This window comes from Bradyrhizobium sp. 170 (assembly GCF_023101085.1).
Taxonomy (GTDB): Bacteria; Pseudomonadota; Alphaproteobacteria; order Rhizobiales; family Xanthobacteraceae; genus Bradyrhizobium.
Genome location: NZ_CP064703.1, coordinates 1292712 through 1312270, shown reverse-complemented (window position 1 = coordinate 1312270; position 19559 = coordinate 1292712). Strand labels below are relative to the sequence as shown.

Below are 19559 nucleotides of genomic sequence, written 5' to 3'. Positions count from 1 at the left end.
CGTTCCGGCGAGCCTGCCCCGCCCTATACAATTGCGGCATGACTGCTGTAGCCAGATGAGAATGCCGGGCTGGACCGTTTTGTTCTAAGCCAATCCTTAAGGCCCTCACATCGGCTCAGGCGAGCTTGATGTCCCAGAGGCCCTCTTCGCGGCAGGCGGTCAGTTCGCTGCGGAGCAGCTCGCTCACGAGCGTGATCGCAGTCGAGCCGGGATGGTCGATGGGAGAAGCAAGGGTCAGTTCGCGCATCGGCGACGGTTTTGATATCGCAGCCGTTTCCAGCCGGCCGGAGGCTACTTCGTGGCGCACCGAAGAAGGCGGCAGCAGCGTGTATCCCAACCCCTCCTCGACGAGGCTGGTCAGCACCCGAAACGAATCCGCTTCCAGCTTAACGTCGAGTTTCAGTTTCTTCTTCGCCGCCGCCTGCTCGATCAGCGCCCGGAGGCCGTGCGAATGACTGGGCAGCACCAGGCGTTGGCGCAGCAGCCAGCCGATCTCGACCTGCTTCTTCTGCGACAGCCCGCTGCCGCGCGGCCCCACGGCGACGATGGGATCGCGGCCGAGGCTCTGCACGGTCAGATGCAGGTCGCTCGACGGCCCGTAGATCAGCGCCAGATCCATTTCGCCGCGGTGCAGCCATTCCATCAGATGGCCGCTGTAGCTTTCGACGATGCAGAGCGAAATGCCCGGATATCTGTCGACGGTGCGCCGGGCGAGCCGCGCCGAAATCACGCAGCTCACCGTCGGCACCAGCCCGAGCACGACGCGGCCCGAGGGCGGGCCGCCCGAGGACTGGATCTCGTCGCGCACCTGGTCGATCTGCCGGACGATGCCGGCGGTTCGCGCCAGCAGCAGCCGGCCGGCATCGGTCAGCACCATGCCGCGGCCGTTCCGCGTAAACAGCTCGGCCCGCAGTTCATGCTCGAGCAGCTTGATCTGGCGGCTCAGCGCCGGCTGCGCCACCCGCAGCGTGTCGGAGGCCTTGCTGAGGCTGCCGAGCTCCGCCACGCAACTGAAGGTCCTGAGCTGCCTGATATCCATCGCTTGCCAATCTTCGAAGGCAGGTTCATACGCTATAACAATTCAGCATAGGAGACCGGCGCTGGTTTCACAACCGACCGTCAGGCAATTGACATCAACCCCTATCCATCGCCAGAAAATCAAATGACCGCACAAGAACAACAAGACGAATTCCACGACATCCGCGACGCCGTCGCAAAGCTTTGCGCCCAGTTCCCCGGCGAATACTGGCGCAAGCTGGACCGCCAGATGGCGTACCCGAAGGAGTTCGTCGACGCGCTGACGGAGGCCGGTTACCTCTCGGTCTTGATCCCCGAGGAGTATGGCGGCTCCGGGCTGAAGCTCTCGGCCGCGGCCGCGATCCTGGAGGAGATCCAGCGCGCGGGCTGCAACGGCGGCGGCTGCCACGCCCAGATGTACACCATGGGCACCGTGCTGCGGCACGGCAACGATGCCCAGAAGGCAAAGTATCTGCCCGGGATCGCCAGCGGCAAATTGCGGCTGCAGGCCTTTGGCGTCACCGAGCCGACCAGCGGCACCGATACGTCCTCACTGAAGACGGTCGCCAAGCGCGACGGCGACCACTACATCGTCAACGGCCAGAAGATCTGGACCAGCCGTGCCGAGCATTCCGACCTGATGATCCTCCTCGCGCGCACCACGCCGAAGGAACAGGCGAAGAAGCGTACCGATGGTTTGTCCGTGTTCATCGTCGACATGCGCGAGGCCAAGGGCAACGGCCTCGAAATCCGCCCGATCCGCACCATGATGAACCACGCCACCACCGAAGTGTTCTTCACCGACATGCGGGTGCCGGCCGAAAACCTGATCGGCGATGAAGGCAAGGGCTTTCGCTACATCCTGTCAGGCATGAACGCCGAGCGCATCCTCATTGCGGCCGAATGCATCGGCGACGCCAAATGGTTCATCGCAAAGGCCACCAACTATGCCAAGGAGCGCGCCGTGTTCGGCCGCCCGATCGGCCAGAACCAAGGCATCCAGTTCCCGATCGCAAAGGCCTACGCCGCGATGCGCGCGGCCGAGCTGATGGTCAAGGAAGCCACCCGAAAATACGAAGCCGGGCTCGATTGCGGCGCCGAGGCCAACATGGCCAAGATGCTGGCGGCTGACGCCTCCTGGGAAGCGGCCAATGCCTGCGTGCAGACCCATGGCGGCTTCGGCTTTGCGGAAGAATACGACGTCGAGCGCAAGTTCCGCGAAACGCGGCTGTATCAAGTTGCGCCGATCTCGACCAATCTGATCTTGTCCTACGTCGCCGAGCATGTGCTCGGCCTGCCCCGCTCCTACTGAGAACATCAGATGTTGCCGTTAGAGGGATTGATCGTCGTCTCCGTCGAACAGGCGGTCGCAGCACCGTTCTGCAGCTCCAGGCTTGCCGATGCCGGCGCGCATGTCGTCAAGGTCGAGCGGCCCGAAGGCGATTTCGCCCGCGGCTATGATGCGGCAGCCAAGGGCCAGAGCAGCTATTTCGTCTGGCTCAACCGCGGCAAGAATTCCGTGGTGATCGATCTCGCCACCAAAGAGGGCCGCGCCGCGCTGGAAGAGCTGATCGCGAGCGCGGACGTGCTGCTGCAGAACCTCAAGCCGGGCTCGATGGACAAGCTCGGCTTCTCGCTGGAGCGCCTGCGAAAAGATTATCCGGCGCTGATCTGTTGCACCATTTCGGGCTATGGCGATGACGGTCCTTATGCCGATCGCAAGGCCTACGATCTCTTGATCCAGGCCGAGAGCGGGCTGGCCTCGATCACCGGCGGGCCGGAAGGGCCGTCGCGGGTCGGCATCTCCGTCGTCGATATCGCGACCGGCGCCACCGCGCATGCATCCATCCTGGAAGCGCTGATCGCGCGCGGACGCACCGGTAAGGGCGCGGACATCAGGATCTCGATGTTCGACGTGATGGCCGACTGGATGGCGGTGCCGCTGATCAATTCGGAAGCCGGCAATCCGCCGAAGCGGATGGCGCTGGCCCATCCCTCGATCGCGCCCTACGGCGTGTTCAATTCCAGGGATGGCAAGGGCATCTTGATCTCGATCCAGAGCGAGCGCGAATGGAAGAAGCTCTGCGCCGAGGTGCTGGATCAACCCGACCTTCCCAATGATCCCCGCTTCGCCAACATGGTCGAGCGCGTGCGCAACCGTTCACTCACCGACAAGACGGTGGCCGACAGTTTTGCCTCGATGACGCGGGTCGATCTGCTCAAGCGCCTGGACGCCGCTGATATTGCGTTTGCCGAGGTGAACACCATGGCCGATCTCGCCGTGCATCCGCATCTGCGCCGCATCGAAGTTGATACGCCGAAGGGCAAGGTAAGTTACGCCGCGCCGGCCGCGATCTTCGTCGGTGAGGACAGGCACTATGGCGCCGTGCCCGGGATCGGCGACCACGTTGAACTTCCCAAAGCTCCTCATGTCCAGAGCCACCAGTCATGACAGAAGCTCTAAACCTCGATCATCTGCGCCAATGGATCGGCCGCAGCACCGAAGCGACCGACATCGTCACCGCGCAGCTCGTGAAGGGCCTGCGCGCCACGCTGTTCCAGGACATCGGCGAACCCACGACAGGCGACCCCGCGCCGTGGACCACGCATTGGTGCCTGGCGCAGCCGGTATTTCCGATGTCGCAGCTCGGCCCCGACGGCCACCCCACCCGCGGCGGCTTCCTGCCGCCGGTGCCGCTGCCGCGCCGGATGTGGGCCGGCGGCGAAATCGAATTCATCGAGCCCCTGCGCGTCGGCGACGAGACGACGCGCACCTCGCGGATATCAGACGTGACGATGAAGACCGGCTCGACCGGCGTGCTGTGCTTCGTCTCCGTCGAACACACGATTACGACGCCGCGCGGCACAGCGATCCGCGAACGGCAGGACATCGTCTATCGCGACATGGGTGGCGCGGCGCCAGCCGCATCAGCCAAGGCCCCTCCACCGCCGCCGCCCGTCGCAAAGCATCGCGAAAGCCACGTCAGCGATCCCGTACTGCTGTTTCGCTACTCGGCGCTGACCTTCAACGGCCACCGCATCCATTACGACCGAGACTACGTCACCAAGGTCGAGGGTTATCCGGGCCTGATCTTCCACGGCCCGCTGCAGGCGGCGCTGATCGTCGAGTTCGCCGCAAAGCTTCACGGTGACTCGGCGCCGAAAAAGTTCAGCTATCGCGGCGTGCAGCCCTTGTTCGAAGGCGGCGAGTTCTCGATCAACGCCAACGAAACCAGCGCCGGCATGGAACTGTGGATCGCCAATGCCGAGGGCCAGCCGACGATGAAGGGCACGGCGACGTGGTGAGGGCTGCACTGTCCGCTTTGCGCGCAAGGCGGCGATGCGCGCCGGTTACCCCAAACTATCGCCTTTGACCCGGAGTGCACTTGGCGCCCCCGGCAGCTATGCAGGAAGGATCGACGCGGCGATGAAGTATCGCCGCCGCTATCCGGCCTTGACGTATTTCCGCCAGTTGTGCGCCTCCCTGAATCCCAGCACCTCGCGCGCCTTCCGGTTCGAGAGCGGCGCGTCGTAATCGCCGAGCTCGCGGGTGAGCGGGACGTTGGGACAATAGGTTCTCAGTACCTCGCGGGTCGGAATGTTGGCGGTGACGGTGTCGTTGACAGCATTGAAGACCTGAAAGCCGAGCCCGTCCTTCTGGATCGCCAGATGCACGATCTCACCGAGGTCGCGGGCGTCGATATAGCCCCAGGCATTGCGTTTTCGCGACGGCAGATTGGCCAGGAAGCCGGGAAACATGTCGTATTCATGCGGCTCGATGACGTTCGCGATCCGCAGCGCATAGACGTCGATGCCGTAGCGCATGGCGAAGGCGCGCGCGGTCTTTTCATTGACGACCTTGGATAGCCCGTAAGAGTCCATGGGATCGGTGTCGTAGTCTTCCTCGAGCGGGAAACTTCTGAAATCCTTGTCGCCTTCGGCAAAACAGACACCGTAGGTGGTCTCGCTGGAGGCGATCACGATCTTGCGGACGCCGAGCTTTGCCGCGGCCTCGATGACATTGTAGGTGCTGATCGTGTTGACGCGAAACGTCTCGTTATCCGGCTCGATCAGTACCCGCGGTATTGCGGCAAAATGCACGACGGCGTCAGGCGCTACCGGCGGCTTGCCGGCTTCGAAACGGTCGAAGCCGAAATGCGTGGTCAGGGCGTTGAAGGCCTGGCCGCTGTCCGTCAGATCGGCGATCAGGGTGCCGATGCCGGGGTGATCGAACGGCTTGAGATCGACATTGAGAAGGTCGTAACCCTTGCTCTTCAGGTGCGGCAGCACGTGCCTGCCGGCCTTGCCGGTTCCCCCGGTAAATACCACACGCTTGCCTGTCATCTGCGTTTCTTTCGTGCGTCGTTGATCGAATGGTGGAGAGCTGCGGCCACGCCAGCGGCGTTCATTCCGACGACCGGTAATTCCGCAGCCGGTCGAAGGTCACCGCAATGATGATGAACGAGCCGATAAAGGTGCCCTGCCAGAATGCGCTGACCCCCAACAGCCCGAGACTGTTGCGGATCACCTCGATCAGCGCCGAACCGATCAGGGCGCCGAAGGCAGTGCCAATTCCGCCGGCGAGATTGGCACCGCCGATCACCGCCGCCGCGATCACCTGCAGTTCCATGCCCGATCCGAGATTGGTGGTGACGGCCCCGAGCCAACCGGTTTGGATTATGCCGGCAATGCCGGCCGAGAGCGCGGATATCATGTAGACGGCGAGCTTGGTGCGCCGCACCGGCACGCCGGTCACGATGGCGGCGTGCTCGTTGCCGCCGATCGCGAATACGTAGCGGCCAAATCGAGTGTAGTGCAGCACAAAACCGGTCAGCAGCGCCAGCGCGAGCATGAAGAGCACGGGGTTGGCGATCCCGAACAGCCAGGCGCCGCCGCCGAGGAACAGCAGCTTGTCGTGATCCGGACCGAACTGGAACACCACGGTGTTGTTGGAGGCGACCATCGCCAGACTGCGCGCGATCGACAGCATGCCCAGCGTGACCACAAACGGCGGAATACCCAGATAGGCGATCAGCACACCGTTGATCGCACCGATCACCAGCGCGGTGGCAAGCGAGGCGGCGATGCCGACCTCGATGCTGTAACCGGCATGCATCACGACCGCGAGTATCATGCTGCACAGGCACAGCACCGAACCGACCGAAAGATCGATGCCGCCGGTGATGATCACGATCGTCATCCCGAGCGCGATGATCGCAACGAAGGTGAAGTTGCGGGTTACGTTGAAGATGTTGTTCGAGGTCGCAAACGAGTTGGTCGCGAACGACAGAAAAATACAGGCCAGGATGACCGCGACCGAGACCCAGAAGGCCTGTCGCGAGGTCACCCAGGTGAGCAGCGGGAACCTGGCGCGCTTGATGTTGTCGTCGAACTGAATTTCCATCCCTGAAACTTTCGATGTCCAGCGAGCGTCGAGAGGCTTCGCTACGCGTATTCGATGGCTCCGGTGATCAGTCCCGTCACTTCCTCTGGCGAACTGGCGGCGACGTCCTTGTCGGCGACCTTGCGGCCGCGGCGCAATACTACGACGCGATCGGCAATGCTGAATACATCCGGCATGCGATGGCTGATGAACACGATCGCGATGCCGCGATCGCGCAGCCGTCGCATCAGATTAAGGACCTCGGCGACCTGCCGCACCGAAATGGCCGCGGTCGGTTCGTCCATCAAAACGACCTTGGCGTCGGCAATCCGGGTTCGGGCAATGGCTACCGCTTGTCGCTGTCCGCCGGACATCTGCCTGACCAGATCGCGCGGCCGTGTCTCGGATCGCAGCTCGGCGAAGATCTGTCCGGCCCGGCGATACATCGCGGCATAGTCGAGAATTTTGAACGGGCCGCCGCCTTTGCGGATTTCGCGGCCGAGGAAGACATTGGCGGCTGCGCTGAGATTGTCGCAGAGCGCCAGATCCTGATGCACGATCTCGATGCCATGCCGGCGGGCTTCGATCGGCCGGTGCATGGACAAATCCTGGCCTTCCATCTGCATCGTTCCATGCGTGGGGCGAAAATTTCCGGCGATGATCTTGACGAGTGTCGATTTACCGGCCCCGTTGTCGCCCATCAGTCCCACGATCCGGCCGGGCTCGAGCGACAGCGAAACGTCGTTGAGGGCATGGATGGCGCCAAAATGCTTCGAAACATTTTTCAGTTCGAGAAGGGCCATACCGGATTTACCTGGCGCAGAACCGTTGCCGCGTTGCGTGTCTATGTTCTGGAGAAACCTGAACAGGCATTGAATTACAGGGCCTGTGGTCAGTCAATGATCCCGGCGGGAATCAACGCCGCACCCTCGCGAAAGGATCTTTTGCATGATGTGGTGCAACGCACCAAACAGAGCCTCGTCATATTTCTGCACACATATCCGTTGACTCATCAGGCGTCCGAATTATTCTTATCAATCGCTGATTGTGGCTATCATGACTGGACCCTGTCGTCACTGCGGATCACATTCGAGGACAAGCTCGAAATAGTGCGGATGCTAGGGACCTGATAGCCACCCCCTCACATCAAGCCGTTTCCTTGCCCTCGTGAAGTTTTGAACCAGACGAACTTCGGCAAAACGGGCGAATAAACGTCCGCTGCCATACGTGGGAGGGACAAATGAACAAGGCACTATTGGTATTGGTCGCTGCGGCGCTCAGCCTGTCGGCCGGATCGGCGATGGCTCAGAAGAAGCAGCTCGTCATCGTCGTCAAAGGCCTCGACAATCCGTTCTTTGAGGCCATTAATCAGGGCTGCCAGAAGTGGAATAAGGAAAACGCCAGTTCCCCCTATCGTTGCTTCTACACGGGGCCTGCCTCAACCTCGGACGAGGCGGGCGAGGCCCAGATCGTCCAGGACATGTTCGGCAAGCCCGACACGGCCGCGATGGCGATCTCTCCGTCGAACGCGCCATTGATCGCCAACGCGATCAAGGCCGCCAAGCCCAAAATACCGGTCATGACGCTCGACGCCGACCTCAAGAAGGAAGACGCCGGGTTGCGCAAAACCTATCTCGGCACCGACAATTACCTGATGGGCTTCCGGCTCGGCGAATATCTCAAAAAGGCAAAGCCGAACGGCGGCACGCTCTGCCTGATCCTGGGTAACGTCGCTGCCGACAACATTCTGCGTCGCGCCTCCGGAACGCGGGATGCCTTGTCCGGCAAGAAGGATGTGGACCGATTGAAGGGCGAAGGCGGCTGGACCGAGATATCGGGCTGCCCGGTCTTCACCAATGATGACGGGCCGAAAGGCGTGCAGGCGATGTCGGACATCCTCACCGCCAATCCGAAACTCGATGCGTTCGTGATCGAGGGCGGCTGGCCGCTGTTCGGCGCACCGCAGCCCTATCGTCAGCTCACCGACCAGTACAAGGCCCAGATCGCCAGCAAGCAGCTGGTGATCGTCGCCGCCGACACCATCGGCGAGGAAGTCGCGCTCGCCAAGGAAGGTCGCGTCGAAGCGTTGGTCGGTCAGCGGCCGTTCGAGATGGGTTACAAGGCGCCGTCGGTCATGATCGATCTGATTGAGGGCAAGAAGGTGGATGACCCGGTATTTACCGGCCTCGACGAATGCACCAGGGAGACCGCCGATACCTGCATTCAGAAATAGCCGCGCATCCCGGCAGGGATCGAGCACGGTCGCGGGTTCGCAGGAAGGAAATAGGGAGGCGCGTGGCGCCTCCCTATTTGTTTTCGCGGGCCAGCTTGACTTCATAAAGCAATCCATCGAGAGGTGGATCGCTTCCGCCTTCGTTCAAGCGCCGGCGCGGAACGCAAGAAAATCCTGATGGGAGCCACCTCATGTCGTCCCGCAAACCAGCCAAGCCTGCGACCGCCTCGCTCACCGTCAAGGATGCCACCTTCGGCCTGCTCCGCGCGTTCGGCATCAAGCGCGTGTTCGGCAATCCCGGCTCGACCGAGCTGCCGTTCCTCAGCGACTGGCCCGACGACATCGATTACGTGCTCGGCCTGCAGGAGGCTAGCGTCGTCGGCATGGCCGACGGTTACGCGCAGGCGACCCGCAATGCCGGCTTCGTCAATTTGCATTCCGGCGCCGGCGTCGGCAATGCGCTCGGCAATATCTATACCGCCCACCGCAACCAGACGCCGCTGGTGATCACCGCCGGCCAGCAGGCGCGCTCGATCCTGCCGTTGCAGGCCTTTCTCTATGCCGAGCGCGCCTCGGAATTTCCGCGGCCCTATGTCAAATACAGCGTCGAGCCGGCGCGCGCCGAGGACGTGCCGGCGGCGATCGCGCGCGCCTATTACGTCGCGATGCAGCCACCCTGCGGGCCGACCTTCGTCTCGATCCCGATCGACGACTGGACGCGCCCTACGCAGCCGATCGAGGCCCGCCGCGTCAGCCGCGAACTCGGCCCCGATCTGGAGGCGATGAAGGCGCTGGTTGCCGCGCTGTCGGCGAGCAAGCGCCCTGCCCTCGTCGTCGGGCCCGGCGTCGACCGCGCCGGGGCTGTCGACCTGATGGTGCAGGTGGCGGAAAAGACAAAGGCCGCGGTATGGGTCAGCCCGTTCTCGGCCCGCTGCTCGTTCCCGGAACGTCACCCGCAATTCGCAGGCTTCCTGCACGCTTCGCCGGGCCAGCTATCGGACGCGCTGCGCGATCATGACCTCGTGGTGGTGATCGGCGCGCCGGTGTTCACCTTCCATGTCGAGGGCCATGCCGCGATCTTCGACGGCGCGACCACGATCTTCCAGATCACCGATGATCCGGACGCCGCCGCCGTCACGCCGTCGGGCGCCAGCATCATCGCGACCATGAAGCCGGCGCTGGCAATGCTGCTGGAACTGTTGCCCGAAACGAAGCGCGCGATGCCGGCCGGCCGCACGCTGCCGCCCGCGCCGTCAGCCGCCGATCCGCTGCCGGTCGAATTTCTGCTGCACGCGCTGTCCGAAGCCATGCCCGCCAATGCGGCGCTGGTGGAGGAAGCGCCCTCGCACCGCCCGGCGATGCAAAAGTTCATGCCGATGCGCGGCCAGGACAGTTTTTACACCATGTCGAGCGGCGGTCTCGGCTACAGCCTGCCTGCCGCCGTCGGCATGGCGCTGGGACGACCGGCGACGCGCACGGTCTGCCTGATCGGCGACGGCTCGGCGATGTATTCGATCCAGGCGCTGTGGACCGCGGCGCGACGCAAGCTGCCGTTGACGGTGGTGGTGATCAACAATGCCGGCTACGGCGCGATGCGCTCGTTCAGCCAGGTGATGCAGGTGCGCAACGTGCCGGGCCTCGAACTGCCCGGCATCGATTTCGTGAAACTCGCCGAAGGCATGGGCTGCCACGCCGTGCGGGTGACGAAATCATCCGAGCTCGCGGGCGCGCTCAGGGATGGGCTCGGACATGACGGCACCAGCCTGATCGAGGTGATGGTGGATTCCGCCGTCCCGCTGCTCTACGCGCAGAAGAGTTGAAACGCGATTCTATCCACGTCATTGCGAGCGAAGCGAAGCAATCCATGCCTCCGCTTGCTGCACTATGGATTGCTTCGCTTCGCTCGCAATGACGATGAGAGACCGCGCTCTACGCGAAAGAGCTAGCCCCGACGCCCGGCCCGCGCCGCGGCGATTTCGTCCGCAAGCCGGCCATAGTCCGCCCAGACCAGATACAGGAACAGCGGCGGCTCCTGCTGCGTCTGCAACAGTTGCGCGTAGCGCTCCCCGGCGCCCTTCATCTCCCACCATTTCTGCGCCGACATCGCAACTCTGCGGAAATGGTTGAGCGTCCCCGAAAATGTCTTGCGGTCGGCTCCGGCAAGGCCAGCGCAATAAGTGAGCCAGTTGAATCCGGCAATGACGGCAATCGCCAGATCGCTCATCGTGTTGCCGGTGAATTCGATCACCGTTTCATCGTGCGGCAACTGGCGAAGATACGCCTCCAGTATCGCCGCTTGTGAATCCGGCTCGACGAGCAGCTTGAATTCACCCCTGGGCACCATCAGCAGATAGCGGAAGGCTTCCAGCCGCGTGTGGTTGCAGACGGAGTCCTTGTCGGCGCCGGCATCCGGCGCGGTCCGCTTGCAGGCCGGATAGACCCATTTCCCGTTGTCCGCCTCGTCGAGATATTGCCTGCCCCGCTTCTCGATATCCGCCAGCAGCGCATGCGGCGCATCCGGCAGCGTCGCCGGAGCTTTTCCAAATGGCCAGCCACGCCAGCTCATGAAACCTCTTCTTGATTCAAAGGCCCGACAATTCGTCTGCAAGTTCCGTACGCGGCACTACTTGACGGACCTCTACGCTCGCACGAGAGTTCAGCATGGGGCAACCCTGGAGTGAAAGTCATGAAACAGCCAAGCCTTGAAAAAGCTGCCTTGGGAAAAGCTGCCCTCGCCGTCTCCGTCTTCACATGCGCGACCATGCTCTCGTTTGACTGGAGCGAACAGAAGGGCGCCTCGCTGTCGATCGAGCGCGCGCAGGCACAGGTGGCTGATCCCTACACCCCGGGCGTTGTCCGGCGGCAGGCGCGGCGGGCCGCGGCCGGTGCCGCCGCGGTGGGCGCCGGTGTCGTCGCAGCCGGAGCGACTGCGGCCTACTACGGCGGCGGCCCCTACGCCTATTACGGCGGCGACGGCGGCGGCGCCTATGGCTATTACGGCCAGGGCGCATGGAGCCAGGACTACGCGGCACGCAACGGCATCATCTGCCAGCCCGGCACAATGGTCCGCCTCGAAGACGGCCTGATGCACCGCTGTCAGTAAGAGAGATTGTCGGGAACGGCGGCAGAGGGGCCGCCCTTCTCGCTCACAACCCTATTTAGAAAATTCGTAGCCCGGATGGAGCGCAGCGCAATCCGGGATCAGTCCATCCGCCCGGCAGCCTCGGATTTCGCGGAGCCTGTCATCGGGCGCGCATTCGCGCGACCCGTTGGCTGCATCCGGGCTATGTTCTCACTTCCCGTAACTCTCCCGCATCTTCGCCTGGATCTTCGCCATGCCCGAGATCCAGCGGTCGTAATTCTCGGTCTTCTTGCGCATGTAGCCCAGCACTTGCGGGTGCGGCAGGATCACAAAGGTTTCCTCTTCCAGTCCCTTCAGCACGTCCTGCGCCACCTGCTCCGGCGAAAGGTCGCCGTCGCCGGATTGCGGGCCCTTGGGGATCGAGCGCAGCATGTTGGTGTCGACGCCCTGCGGGCAGAGGATCGACACCTTGATGTTGTCGGCCTTGTGCGAGATCGCGAGGTTTTCGGCAAAGCCGACCGCGGCGTGCTTGGTGGTCGAATAGGCCGGGCTGCCGACCTGGGACAGCAACCCCGCCGCCGAAATCGTGTTGAGGAAGTAGCCGCCGCCGCGCGCCTTCATGCGTGGAATCAGGTGCCGCGCCGCATAGACATGCGCCATGACATGAACGGCCCAGCTTCGCTGCCACGGCTCGTCGGAGTTTCCGCCGGCATTCACCGACAGTGGATCGAAACCGCCGCCGATGCCGGCATTGGAGCAGAACAGCGCAATCGGGCCGAATTGATGCTCGGTCTCCTCGATGACGTGATGGACGTCCTTCTCCTTTCCGACATCGCATTTGAAGGCCGCCCCACCGATCGGCGTGGCGACGGTTCGCGCGCCATCGGGATCGATATCGGCGACAACGACCTTGGCTGCGCCTGCGCGATGAAAGGCCTCGCACATCGCCTTCCCGATGCCGTTGCCGCCACCGGTGACAACCACGACTTTGCCGGTCACCTGCATGGCCGCTCTCCCCTCGGATATCGTTACGTCAGGATCATCATATCGAGAATAGCCGTATAATGGCAGGCGGCGCCGAGCAAGACGAAGCCGTGCCAGATCGCGTTCTGGAAGCGTAGCCGCTGCCAGGCATGGAAGATCACGCCGAGGCTATAGAGCACGCCGCCCGCCACCACGAAGCCCAGCGCCAGCGGCGGCACCGCCTTCACCACCGAATCGTAAATCATGACGCCGCTCCAGCCCAGCGCGAGATAGAGTCCCACGGCCAAGCGATCGTATCGCCCCGGGCGCGCCAGCTTCAGCACCACACCGGCGATCGCGACGCACCACACCCCACCCAGCAGCGTAAGCGCCAGATAGCTCTCCTTCAGCGCCACGATGAACGGCGTATAGGTGGCCGCGATCAGGAGATAGATCGCGGAATGATCGAAGCGGCGCAGCACCCATTTGGCGCGCGATACCGGCCAGAGATTATAGACCGCCGAAAATGTCAGCATCGCCAGCAGGCCCGCGACGTAGACCGACACCACCGCAATTTCGAACGCACTGGCATAGACCGCGGTCAACACGATCAACGCCGTGGCGGCGACAAGCCCCAGACAGACGCCGACGATATGCACGACGCCGTCGGCGATCAGCTCGGCGCGGTCGTAGTTCCAGTGCATGGCGTCGGCCGCCGCATGGAACGATGTCGAGGCGAGTTGTTTCAGTCTGAAGATGGTCATGCGGATCCACAGCAGCTGGTGAGAGGGCGATCAGGACAATGGTCTTCCCGGTACTCCACAGCCGTGGCATTTTCGTGCTGCCGGTCACAAGCCGATATCCATAGAAGCCCGTGGCCAGCCTATCACAGACGCTTGATTTTGGCCGGCCAATCGCCACTTTTCCGGTAATCGCCCACCAACGCCCCTCCGACATCGAGCCTCCCACGCCCGCATGGCCCCCAGTTTTTCAGATATCGTCGAGGAAGCGCGCCTGTCGGCGCGGGCGCTTCTGGACTACGGCGACAGCTTCTTCAATCCCACCGTGCGGCTCGGCGTCACAGGCCTGTCGCGCGCCGGCAAGACCGTGTTCATCACCGCGCTCGTCCACGGCCTGACCCGCGGCGGAAGGTTTCCGGTGTTCGAACCCTATGCCACTGGCCGGATTGCCCGCGCCCGGCTCGAGCCGCAGCCGGACGATGCGGTGCCACGCTTCGACTATGAGAACCACGTCCGCACCCTGATCGAGGAGCGGCGCTGGCCAAGCTCCACCGTCGACATCAGCGAACTGCGCCTCGTCATCGACTACCAGCGGCAGAATGGCGCCGACCGCACGCTCACCATCGACATCGTCGATTACCCCGGCGAATGGCTGCTGGATCTTCCGCTGCTCGACAAAAGCTACGAGCAATGGTCGACGGAGAGCCTGGCATTGTCGCGCGAGGGACCGCGCCAAAAGCTCGCCGCGCCGTGGCACGAACATCTGAAGACGCTTCACCCCGAGGGCCGTGAGGACGAACAGGCGACGCGCATGGCGGCAAGGCTGTTCACGGATTATCTGCGCGCCTGCCGCGACGAGCGTTTTGCGATGAGCCTGCTGCCGCCCGGGCGTTTCCTGATGCCGGGCAATCTGGCGGATACACCGGCGCTCACCTTTGCGCCGCTCGATGTCGCGGCCGACGGCAGCGCGCCCGATGGTTCGCTGTGGGCGATGATGCGACGGCGTTACGAGGCCTACAAGGATGTCGTGGTGCGTCCGTTCTTCCGCGATCATTTTGCCCGCCTCGACCGGCAGATCGTGCTGGTCGATGCGCTCGCCGCCTTCAATGCCGGGCCGGAAGCGCTGCACGATCTCGAAGCCGCATTGACAGGCATTCTCGATTGCTTCCGCATCGGCCGCAGCACGATATTGAGCACCCTCTTTCGTCCCCGGATCAATCGCATTCTGTTTGCCGCCACCAAGGCCGATCATCTGCACCATCAGAGCCACGACCGGCTGGAAGCCGTGCTGCGGCGCGCGGTCGCCAAGGCGGCCAACCGCGCCGAGTATGCGGGTGCGACAATCGACGTGGTCGCGCTATCGGCGGTGCGCGCCACGCGCGAGGCACAGGTCGCGCGCGGCCGCGAGAAGCTGCCGTCCATTATCGGCACGCCCGCGCCCGGCGAGACCGCCAATGGCGATACCTTCGATGGCGAGACCGAAGTGGCGACCTTTCCGGGCGACCTGCCCGCGGACCCTGAGGAACTGTTCAACGGCGGCTTTCGCGGCCTTTCCAGCACGGCTTCCGAACAGGCCGATTTCCGCTTCCTGCGCTTCCGGCCGCCGCTCCTGGAGCGCACGGCCAACGACGAGCCCGCGCTGCCTCACATCCGCCTCGACCGCGCCCTCCAGTTCCTGATCGGAGACCGATTGCAATGAGCGAGAAAACGCCGCATCGGCGGCCGGCGACGTTCAAGCTCGGCGATCCCGGCGTGGTCGTGATGGGTCCGGATGAAACCGGACGCCCGGCCCGCGGCACCGTGCACATCACGCCCGAAGCCGATCCCGCCACCCTGCCGGTGCCGATCGATGCGCCGCGTGTCCCGGCACGCCGCCGCTTTCGCTGGGGCACGCTGTTCTGGTCCGCCGTCGGCGGGCTGGTGCTGCTCGGCCTCGGGCTCGGCGTCGTCAACCTGATCGAGGACCTGTTCGCGCGTAGCCAGACATTGGGCTACGTCGCGCTGGCATTCGCTGCCGCCGCCGCGCTGGCGCTGGCGGTCGTCATCGGGCGCGAAGCCTTCGGGCTGGCGCGGCTGGCGGCGATCGAAAAACTGCATCAGCGCGCCACTGAAGTGCTGCGCAGCGACGACCGCGCCGCCAGCCGCGCCGTCGTCAACGATTTGCTCAAGCTCGCCCATCAAAACCCGCAACTGGCCCGCGCCCGCGCCACGCTGGTCGGCCATGCCGACGACATCATCGACGGTGCCGACATGATCAAGCTGGCCGAGCGCGAATTGATGGCGCCGCTGGATGAAGAGGCGCGCCGGCTGGTTTCCACAGCCGCGCAACGCGTCTCGGTGGTGACAGCCGTTAGCCCGCGCGCCCTGATCGACGTGCTGTTCGTGTTCGTCGCCGCGATGCGGCTGATCCGGCAACTGGCGCGGCTCTATGGCGGCCGGCCCGGCACGCTCGGCATGATCAGCCTGCTCCGCCACGTCATCGGCCATCTCGCCATCACCGGCGGCATGGCGGTCGGCGACAGCCTGGTGCAGCAGATGCTCGGCCACGGCATCGCGGCAAAGCTCTCGCAGCGGCTTGGCGAGGGCGTACTCAACGGCCTCCTCACCGCGCGGCTCGGGTTAGCCGCGATCGATGTGACACGCCCGCTGCCGTTTACGGCGCTGCCGCGACCGGCGCTAGGCGATCTCGCCAAGGACTTGCTGAGCAAGCGCGACGGCGAAGCGTGAGGTTCGATTTCGCTAGGGAGCGCCACTGAATCGAACCGACGAAAAAAAATACGAAATTGAAGATAGTTGTCCGGCAGTTCTTGATCGGTGTTGCACGCTTGGTTGTCCATCAAGGAGGCGAATATGCTCGGTATCCGAACGGCATTCGCTGTCGCTTTAGTCGTGCCATTCTTTGAAGCCTTGTTATCGGCAGAAGCAGCAATGGTAGATCAAAGGGCCGCACGTGCTGAATGCTTCAGGCAGGCCCAAGCCGCTGTAAACCATCGGCTTTAGTCCGACTACTGCCGACAAGAACGCTATCGGAATGGACGCCTATCGTCAGTGCTGCTTCAAAGCAGGCATACGGCCGTAGATACTCGGTCGTCTTCTGAAAGACCGCCGTCAGGCGATCATTCAGCCTGCAATTGACCCCTGACCGGGGGATCGGCGTCCAAAATTTGGACGCCGATCCCCCGGTTTGGGTCCAGGCTGTGTGAAAACCCCGTCGATGCTATGATTCTCTTGCTGAATCGGCGGGGGAAGTGATGCGGGGTTTCGTTCAAGGGGCGGATCGCCAGCAGACGACGCTGTTGCCGGAATGCCTCGATGATTGGGTCGACGAGAGCAATTCTATTCGCGCGGTCGATGTATTCGTGGATGCATTGGAACTGCGCGACCTCGGGTTCGATGGCGTTGATCCTGCGGCGACCGGCCGGCCGGCGTACCATCCTTCGCCGATGCTCAAGCTCTACATTTACGGCTATCTCAACCGGGTGCAATCGAGCCGGCGGCTGGAGCGCGAGGCTGGCCGCAATCTTGAGGTGATGTGGCTGACCGGACGGCTCGCGCCGGATCACAAAACCATCGCCGACTTCCGCAAGGACAATGGCGCAGCGATCAAAAAGGTTTGCGCGCAATTCGTCGAGTTGTGCCGCAAGATGGGCCTGCTGACGAAGGCCAGCGTTGCCATCGACGGCAGCAAGTTCAAGGCCGTGAACAGTCGCGACAACAACTTCACGCAAGGCAAGATCCAGCGCCGCCAGAAGCAGATCGAAGAGAGCGTGGCGCGCTACATGAGCCAACTGGACACCGCCGACCGCCAGACGGCCGCAGGAGAAGAGCCGTCGGAAACGGTGCTGATGACCAAGACGCGGCTTAGGGAAAAGCTGGCGAAGCTCGAAGAAGAAGTGAAACGACTGGCCGCGATTGAAAAGGCATTGCTCGCCTCGCCCGACAAGCAGATATCGCTGACCGATCCCGATTGCCGCTCGATGGCAACGAGCGGGCGCGGCTCAGGCATGGTCGCCTACAACGTACAAAGTGCGGTCGACACCACGAACCATCTGATTGTCGCGCACGAGGTCACCAACGTCGGCACCGATAGATCGCAACTGGCGACGATGGCGCAGGCGGCGAAAGCCGTGCTGCGCAGCGATAACTTGGACGTCGTTGCGGATCGGGGCTACTTTAAAGGTGAGGAAATCCTGGCATGCGAACAGGCCGGGGTCGCGGTCACGCTACCCAAGCCGCAAACTTCGGGAGCCAAGTCGGCAGGCCGCTTTGGGAAACCTGATTTTGTCTATTTGGCCAAGGATGACGTCTATCGCTGTCCGGCCGGCGAGAAGCTGGCGCACCACTTCACCGCTGATGAAGATGGCCAGAAAATGCGGATTTACTTGACGAAGGCGTGCCGCACATGCCCGTTCAAGGATCAGTGCACAACGTCCAACGAGCGCCGCATCAAACGCTGGGAACACGAACACGTCGTCGAGGCCGCGCAGACGCGGCTCGATCAGAACCCGCAAGCCATGCGTGTGCGCCGCGAAACCGTCGAGCATCCGTTCGCCACACTGAAGATGCGGATGGGTGCGACACACTTTCTAATGAAGCGGTTGCCCAATGTCGCGACCGAAATGGCGCTGAACGTACTCGCCTACAACCTCACGCGCGTAGTGAACATCGTCGGCATCAAGCCGCTCCTGGTGGCAATCCGGGCGTGAAGAGCTCGTGCTGTTATGCGCATCGTGTAACCGCTCAGGTCGCTCAGCGTGGCCCGAGGTTGCGCCCGGATTGACTCCAGACTCGATACAGCAAAAATACGCTCAGACCGTCGTGTCGACGCGGATCGTCCCCGGTTGCGTGCAGTTTTTGGGGGCGGAAAAACGTTTTTACACAGTCTGGGTCACCAGCAGACCTGACGGCTCGGCTGCGGGATGTCCGCTTTACCCACAATGGCCGACGTTAGCGACCGCGAGTTGTCCGTTTAGTGCCAAGTGCAGGCATTGGAGGCCGTCGACGCATGAGATGCTGAATGATACCATTCAAGTGGCATGGGATCGGAGGTTCAGCATTGACCCAGGCTCACACCGCGGCACCAAAGGGGTATGTGTTCGGCGCCACTGAAGGCGAAACATCTCCTTCATTTTCGCGACGGCGGCAAGATCTGCATCAAGGTCGGCCCCGCCATAGGCTCCGACAATCTCACCTTGGGGTCCCAGTAGATGCCGGTCGGTGCGGGCATTCCGATCCACTGACACTTGCGGATGGACGAAGCCTTCTATGTTTTGGAAGGCAGCGGAATTTTCACACACTGAACGATGCTAGACACCCTTTTGAGAAGGGCGGGACGATATTCATTCCGAAGAATGCTTGGGACCAGCCGGTCGCTGCCCTTGCGGTGAGCTATGTGCACCCCATACTCCTGCTACCCATCGCGCTCTATCTGATACGACCCCGCGCCTAAGAAATGTCAACACTGGCCGTCGTCCTCCGTATCGTCGCCCTCCTCGCCTTTGCGGGACTCATGTTGTTGTCAGTCAGCTGGTGTCGCGGACATGCCAAGACGCGAGCACGTCAGGATCGTGGCGACCGAGCACCGCTGGTGGCGAACTTCACCGCTCTCGGCCTGTTCTTCCTTTCGCTTCTGATCTTTCCCAGCAGCCCCGCCGGTTTCACGGCACTGCTGCTGGCGCTGTCAGGGTCCCTTCTTGCGCTAGCGGGCGCCGCCCTCGTCGTCAGATCCCGGGCCGAGCTTGGTGCCGCCTGGAGCTACGCGCCCATAGCAGATCAGAGCACCGGCCTCATCACAACCGGCCCTTATCGCCTCGTGCGACACCCCATCTATCTGGGCCTTGCAGTGCTCGTCATAGGCGAAGCGCTCGCCTTCGGCAGTTGGCCGGCTCTCTTTATTGCGCTGTCGGGGATCGTCCCGACCTTCGCCTGGCGCGCCCGCGCGGAGGAGAAACTGCTCAGCCGTACATTTGGCGAGCGCTTCGAGGTCTATCGACAGCGAACCAAGATGATCATCCCGCACCTTCTCTAGACCCTGCCCACGACGTGTCGACTAACCGTTACGCGATGCGGCAAAGAACAATCGCGAACCTCGGCCCGCTACCTTCTGCCTGACCTCCGGGACGCGCCAGGAGCCGCGTCGGA

17 protein-coding genes are annotated in these 19559 nt (G+C 63.0%); 10 read left to right on the top strand and 7 right to left on the bottom strand.

The genetic code is table 11. The annotated features are described in order from the left end of the window. Positions 1-115: 115 nt before the first annotated feature. Entirely contained in the window at positions 116-1039 is a 924-nt protein-coding gene (locus IVB05_RS06270; protein WP_247783551.1) for a LysR substrate-binding domain-containing protein, read from the bottom strand. 123 nt (positions 1040-1162) lie between these two features. On the opposite strand from IVB05_RS06270, the gene IVB05_RS06265 reads away from it, so the two are divergent. Genes IVB05_RS06265 through IVB05_RS06255 form a run of 3 tightly spaced genes read left to right on the top strand, consistent with a single transcriptional unit; the run spans position 1163 to position 4323 of the window. Further along, entirely contained in the window at positions 1163-2329 is a 1167-nt protein-coding gene (locus IVB05_RS06265) for an acyl-CoA dehydrogenase family protein (RefSeq protein ID WP_247783550.1), read from the top strand. A gap of 9 nt (positions 2330-2338) precedes the next feature. Further along, on the top strand, positions 2339-3469 hold the full coding sequence (locus IVB05_RS06260) for a CaiB/BaiF CoA-transferase family protein (RefSeq protein ID WP_247783549.1): 1131 nt from the start codon (positions 2339-2341) through the stop codon (positions 3467-3469). After that, positions 3466-4323 (top strand): MaoC family dehydratase N-terminal domain-containing protein, encoded by an 858-nt coding sequence (locus IVB05_RS06255; protein WP_247783548.1) that lies wholly within the window; start codon positions 3466-3468, stop codon positions 4321-4323. The genes IVB05_RS06260 and IVB05_RS06255 overlap by 4 nt, the downstream gene beginning before the upstream one ends. Before the next feature lie 138 nt (positions 4324-4461). On the opposite strand, the gene IVB05_RS06250 is transcribed toward IVB05_RS06255, so the two are convergent. The 3 genes from IVB05_RS06250 to IVB05_RS06240 form a co-directional block, all read right to left on the bottom strand. After that, positions 4462-5361: an NAD(P)-dependent oxidoreductase gene (locus IVB05_RS06250; protein WP_247783547.1), complete on the bottom strand. Its 900-nt coding sequence runs from the start codon at positions 5359-5361 to the stop codon at positions 4462-4464. A 61-nt stretch (positions 5362-5422) separates the two neighbouring features. Then, positions 5423-6421, bottom strand: coding sequence for an ABC transporter permease (locus tag IVB05_RS06245; protein ID WP_057855342.1), 999 nt, complete (start codon positions 6419-6421; stop codon positions 5423-5425). 41 nt (positions 6422-6462) lie between these two features. Next, complete coding sequence (locus tag IVB05_RS06240; RefSeq protein WP_247783546.1) at positions 6463-7203, bottom strand: ATP-binding cassette domain-containing protein; 741 nt, start codon at positions 7201-7203, stop codon at positions 6463-6465. 437 nt (positions 7204-7640) lie between these two features. Here IVB05_RS06240 and IVB05_RS06235 point away from each other — a divergent pair, with 437 nt between their 5' ends. Together IVB05_RS06235 and mdlC are read left to right on the top strand one after the other, a co-directional pair. Then, positions 7641-8633: a sugar-binding protein gene (locus IVB05_RS06235; protein ID WP_247783545.1), complete on the top strand. Its 993-nt coding sequence runs from the start codon at positions 7641-7643 to the stop codon at positions 8631-8633. A gap of 191 nt (positions 8634-8824) precedes the next feature. Beyond that, positions 8825-10453: a benzoylformate decarboxylase gene (mdlC, locus tag IVB05_RS06230; protein ID WP_247783544.1), complete on the top strand. Its 1629-nt coding sequence runs from the start codon at positions 8825-8827 to the stop codon at positions 10451-10453. A 122-nt stretch (positions 10454-10575) separates the two neighbouring features. Here the strand turns inward: mdlC and IVB05_RS06225 are convergent, their stop codons facing one another. After that, on the bottom strand, positions 10576-11199 hold the full coding sequence (locus tag IVB05_RS06225) for a hypothetical protein (RefSeq protein WP_247783543.1): 624 nt from the start codon (positions 11197-11199) through the stop codon (positions 10576-10578). Positions 11200-11319: 120 nt separating this feature from the next. On the opposite strand from IVB05_RS06225, the gene IVB05_RS06220 reads away from it, so the two are divergent. Next, a complete protein-coding gene (locus tag IVB05_RS06220; RefSeq protein WP_247783542.1) occupies positions 11320-11736 on the top strand; it encodes a hypothetical protein in 417 nt (138 codons plus the stop codon). Positions 11737-11925: 189 nt separating this feature from the next. Here IVB05_RS06220 and IVB05_RS06215 read toward each other — a convergent pair whose 3' ends face one another. Both IVB05_RS06215 and IVB05_RS06210 read right to left on the bottom strand, forming a co-directional pair. Beyond that, positions 11926-12720, bottom strand: coding sequence for an SDR family oxidoreductase (locus IVB05_RS06215; RefSeq protein WP_247783541.1), 795 nt, complete (start codon positions 12718-12720; stop codon positions 11926-11928). A 23-nt stretch (positions 12721-12743) separates the two neighbouring features. After that, positions 12744-13442 carry a hemolysin III family protein gene (locus IVB05_RS06210; protein ID WP_247783540.1) on the bottom strand — a complete coding sequence of 233 codons (699 nt, stop codon included), beginning with the start codon at positions 13440-13442 and terminating at the stop codon, positions 12744-12746. 211 nt (positions 13443-13653) lie between these two features. Here IVB05_RS06210 and IVB05_RS06205 point away from each other — a divergent pair, with 211 nt between their 5' ends. From IVB05_RS06205 to IVB05_RS06190, 4 genes are all read left to right on the top strand, one after another. Then, a complete protein-coding gene (locus IVB05_RS06205; protein WP_247783539.1) occupies positions 13654-15117 on the top strand; it encodes a YcjX family protein in 1464 nt (487 codons plus the stop codon). Continuing rightward, the gene (locus IVB05_RS06200; RefSeq protein ID WP_247783538.1) at positions 15114-16145 is read left to right on the top strand and encodes a TIGR01620 family protein; all 1032 of its coding nucleotides are present in this window, start codon (positions 15114-15116) and stop codon (positions 16143-16145) included. Before IVB05_RS06205 ends, IVB05_RS06200 begins: the two co-directional genes overlap by 4 nt. A gap of 524 nt (positions 16146-16669) precedes the next feature. Continuing rightward, the gene (locus IVB05_RS06195) at positions 16670-18124 is read left to right on the top strand and encodes an IS1182 family transposase (RefSeq protein ID WP_247779201.1); all 1455 of its coding nucleotides are present in this window, start codon (positions 16670-16672) and stop codon (positions 18122-18124) included. 746 nt (positions 18125-18870) lie between these two features. Continuing rightward, the gene (locus IVB05_RS06190; protein WP_247783537.1) at positions 18871-19446 is read left to right on the top strand and encodes an isoprenylcysteine carboxylmethyltransferase family protein; all 576 of its coding nucleotides are present in this window, start codon (positions 18871-18873) and stop codon (positions 19444-19446) included. The last annotated feature ends 113 nt before the right edge of the window (positions 19447-19559 follow it).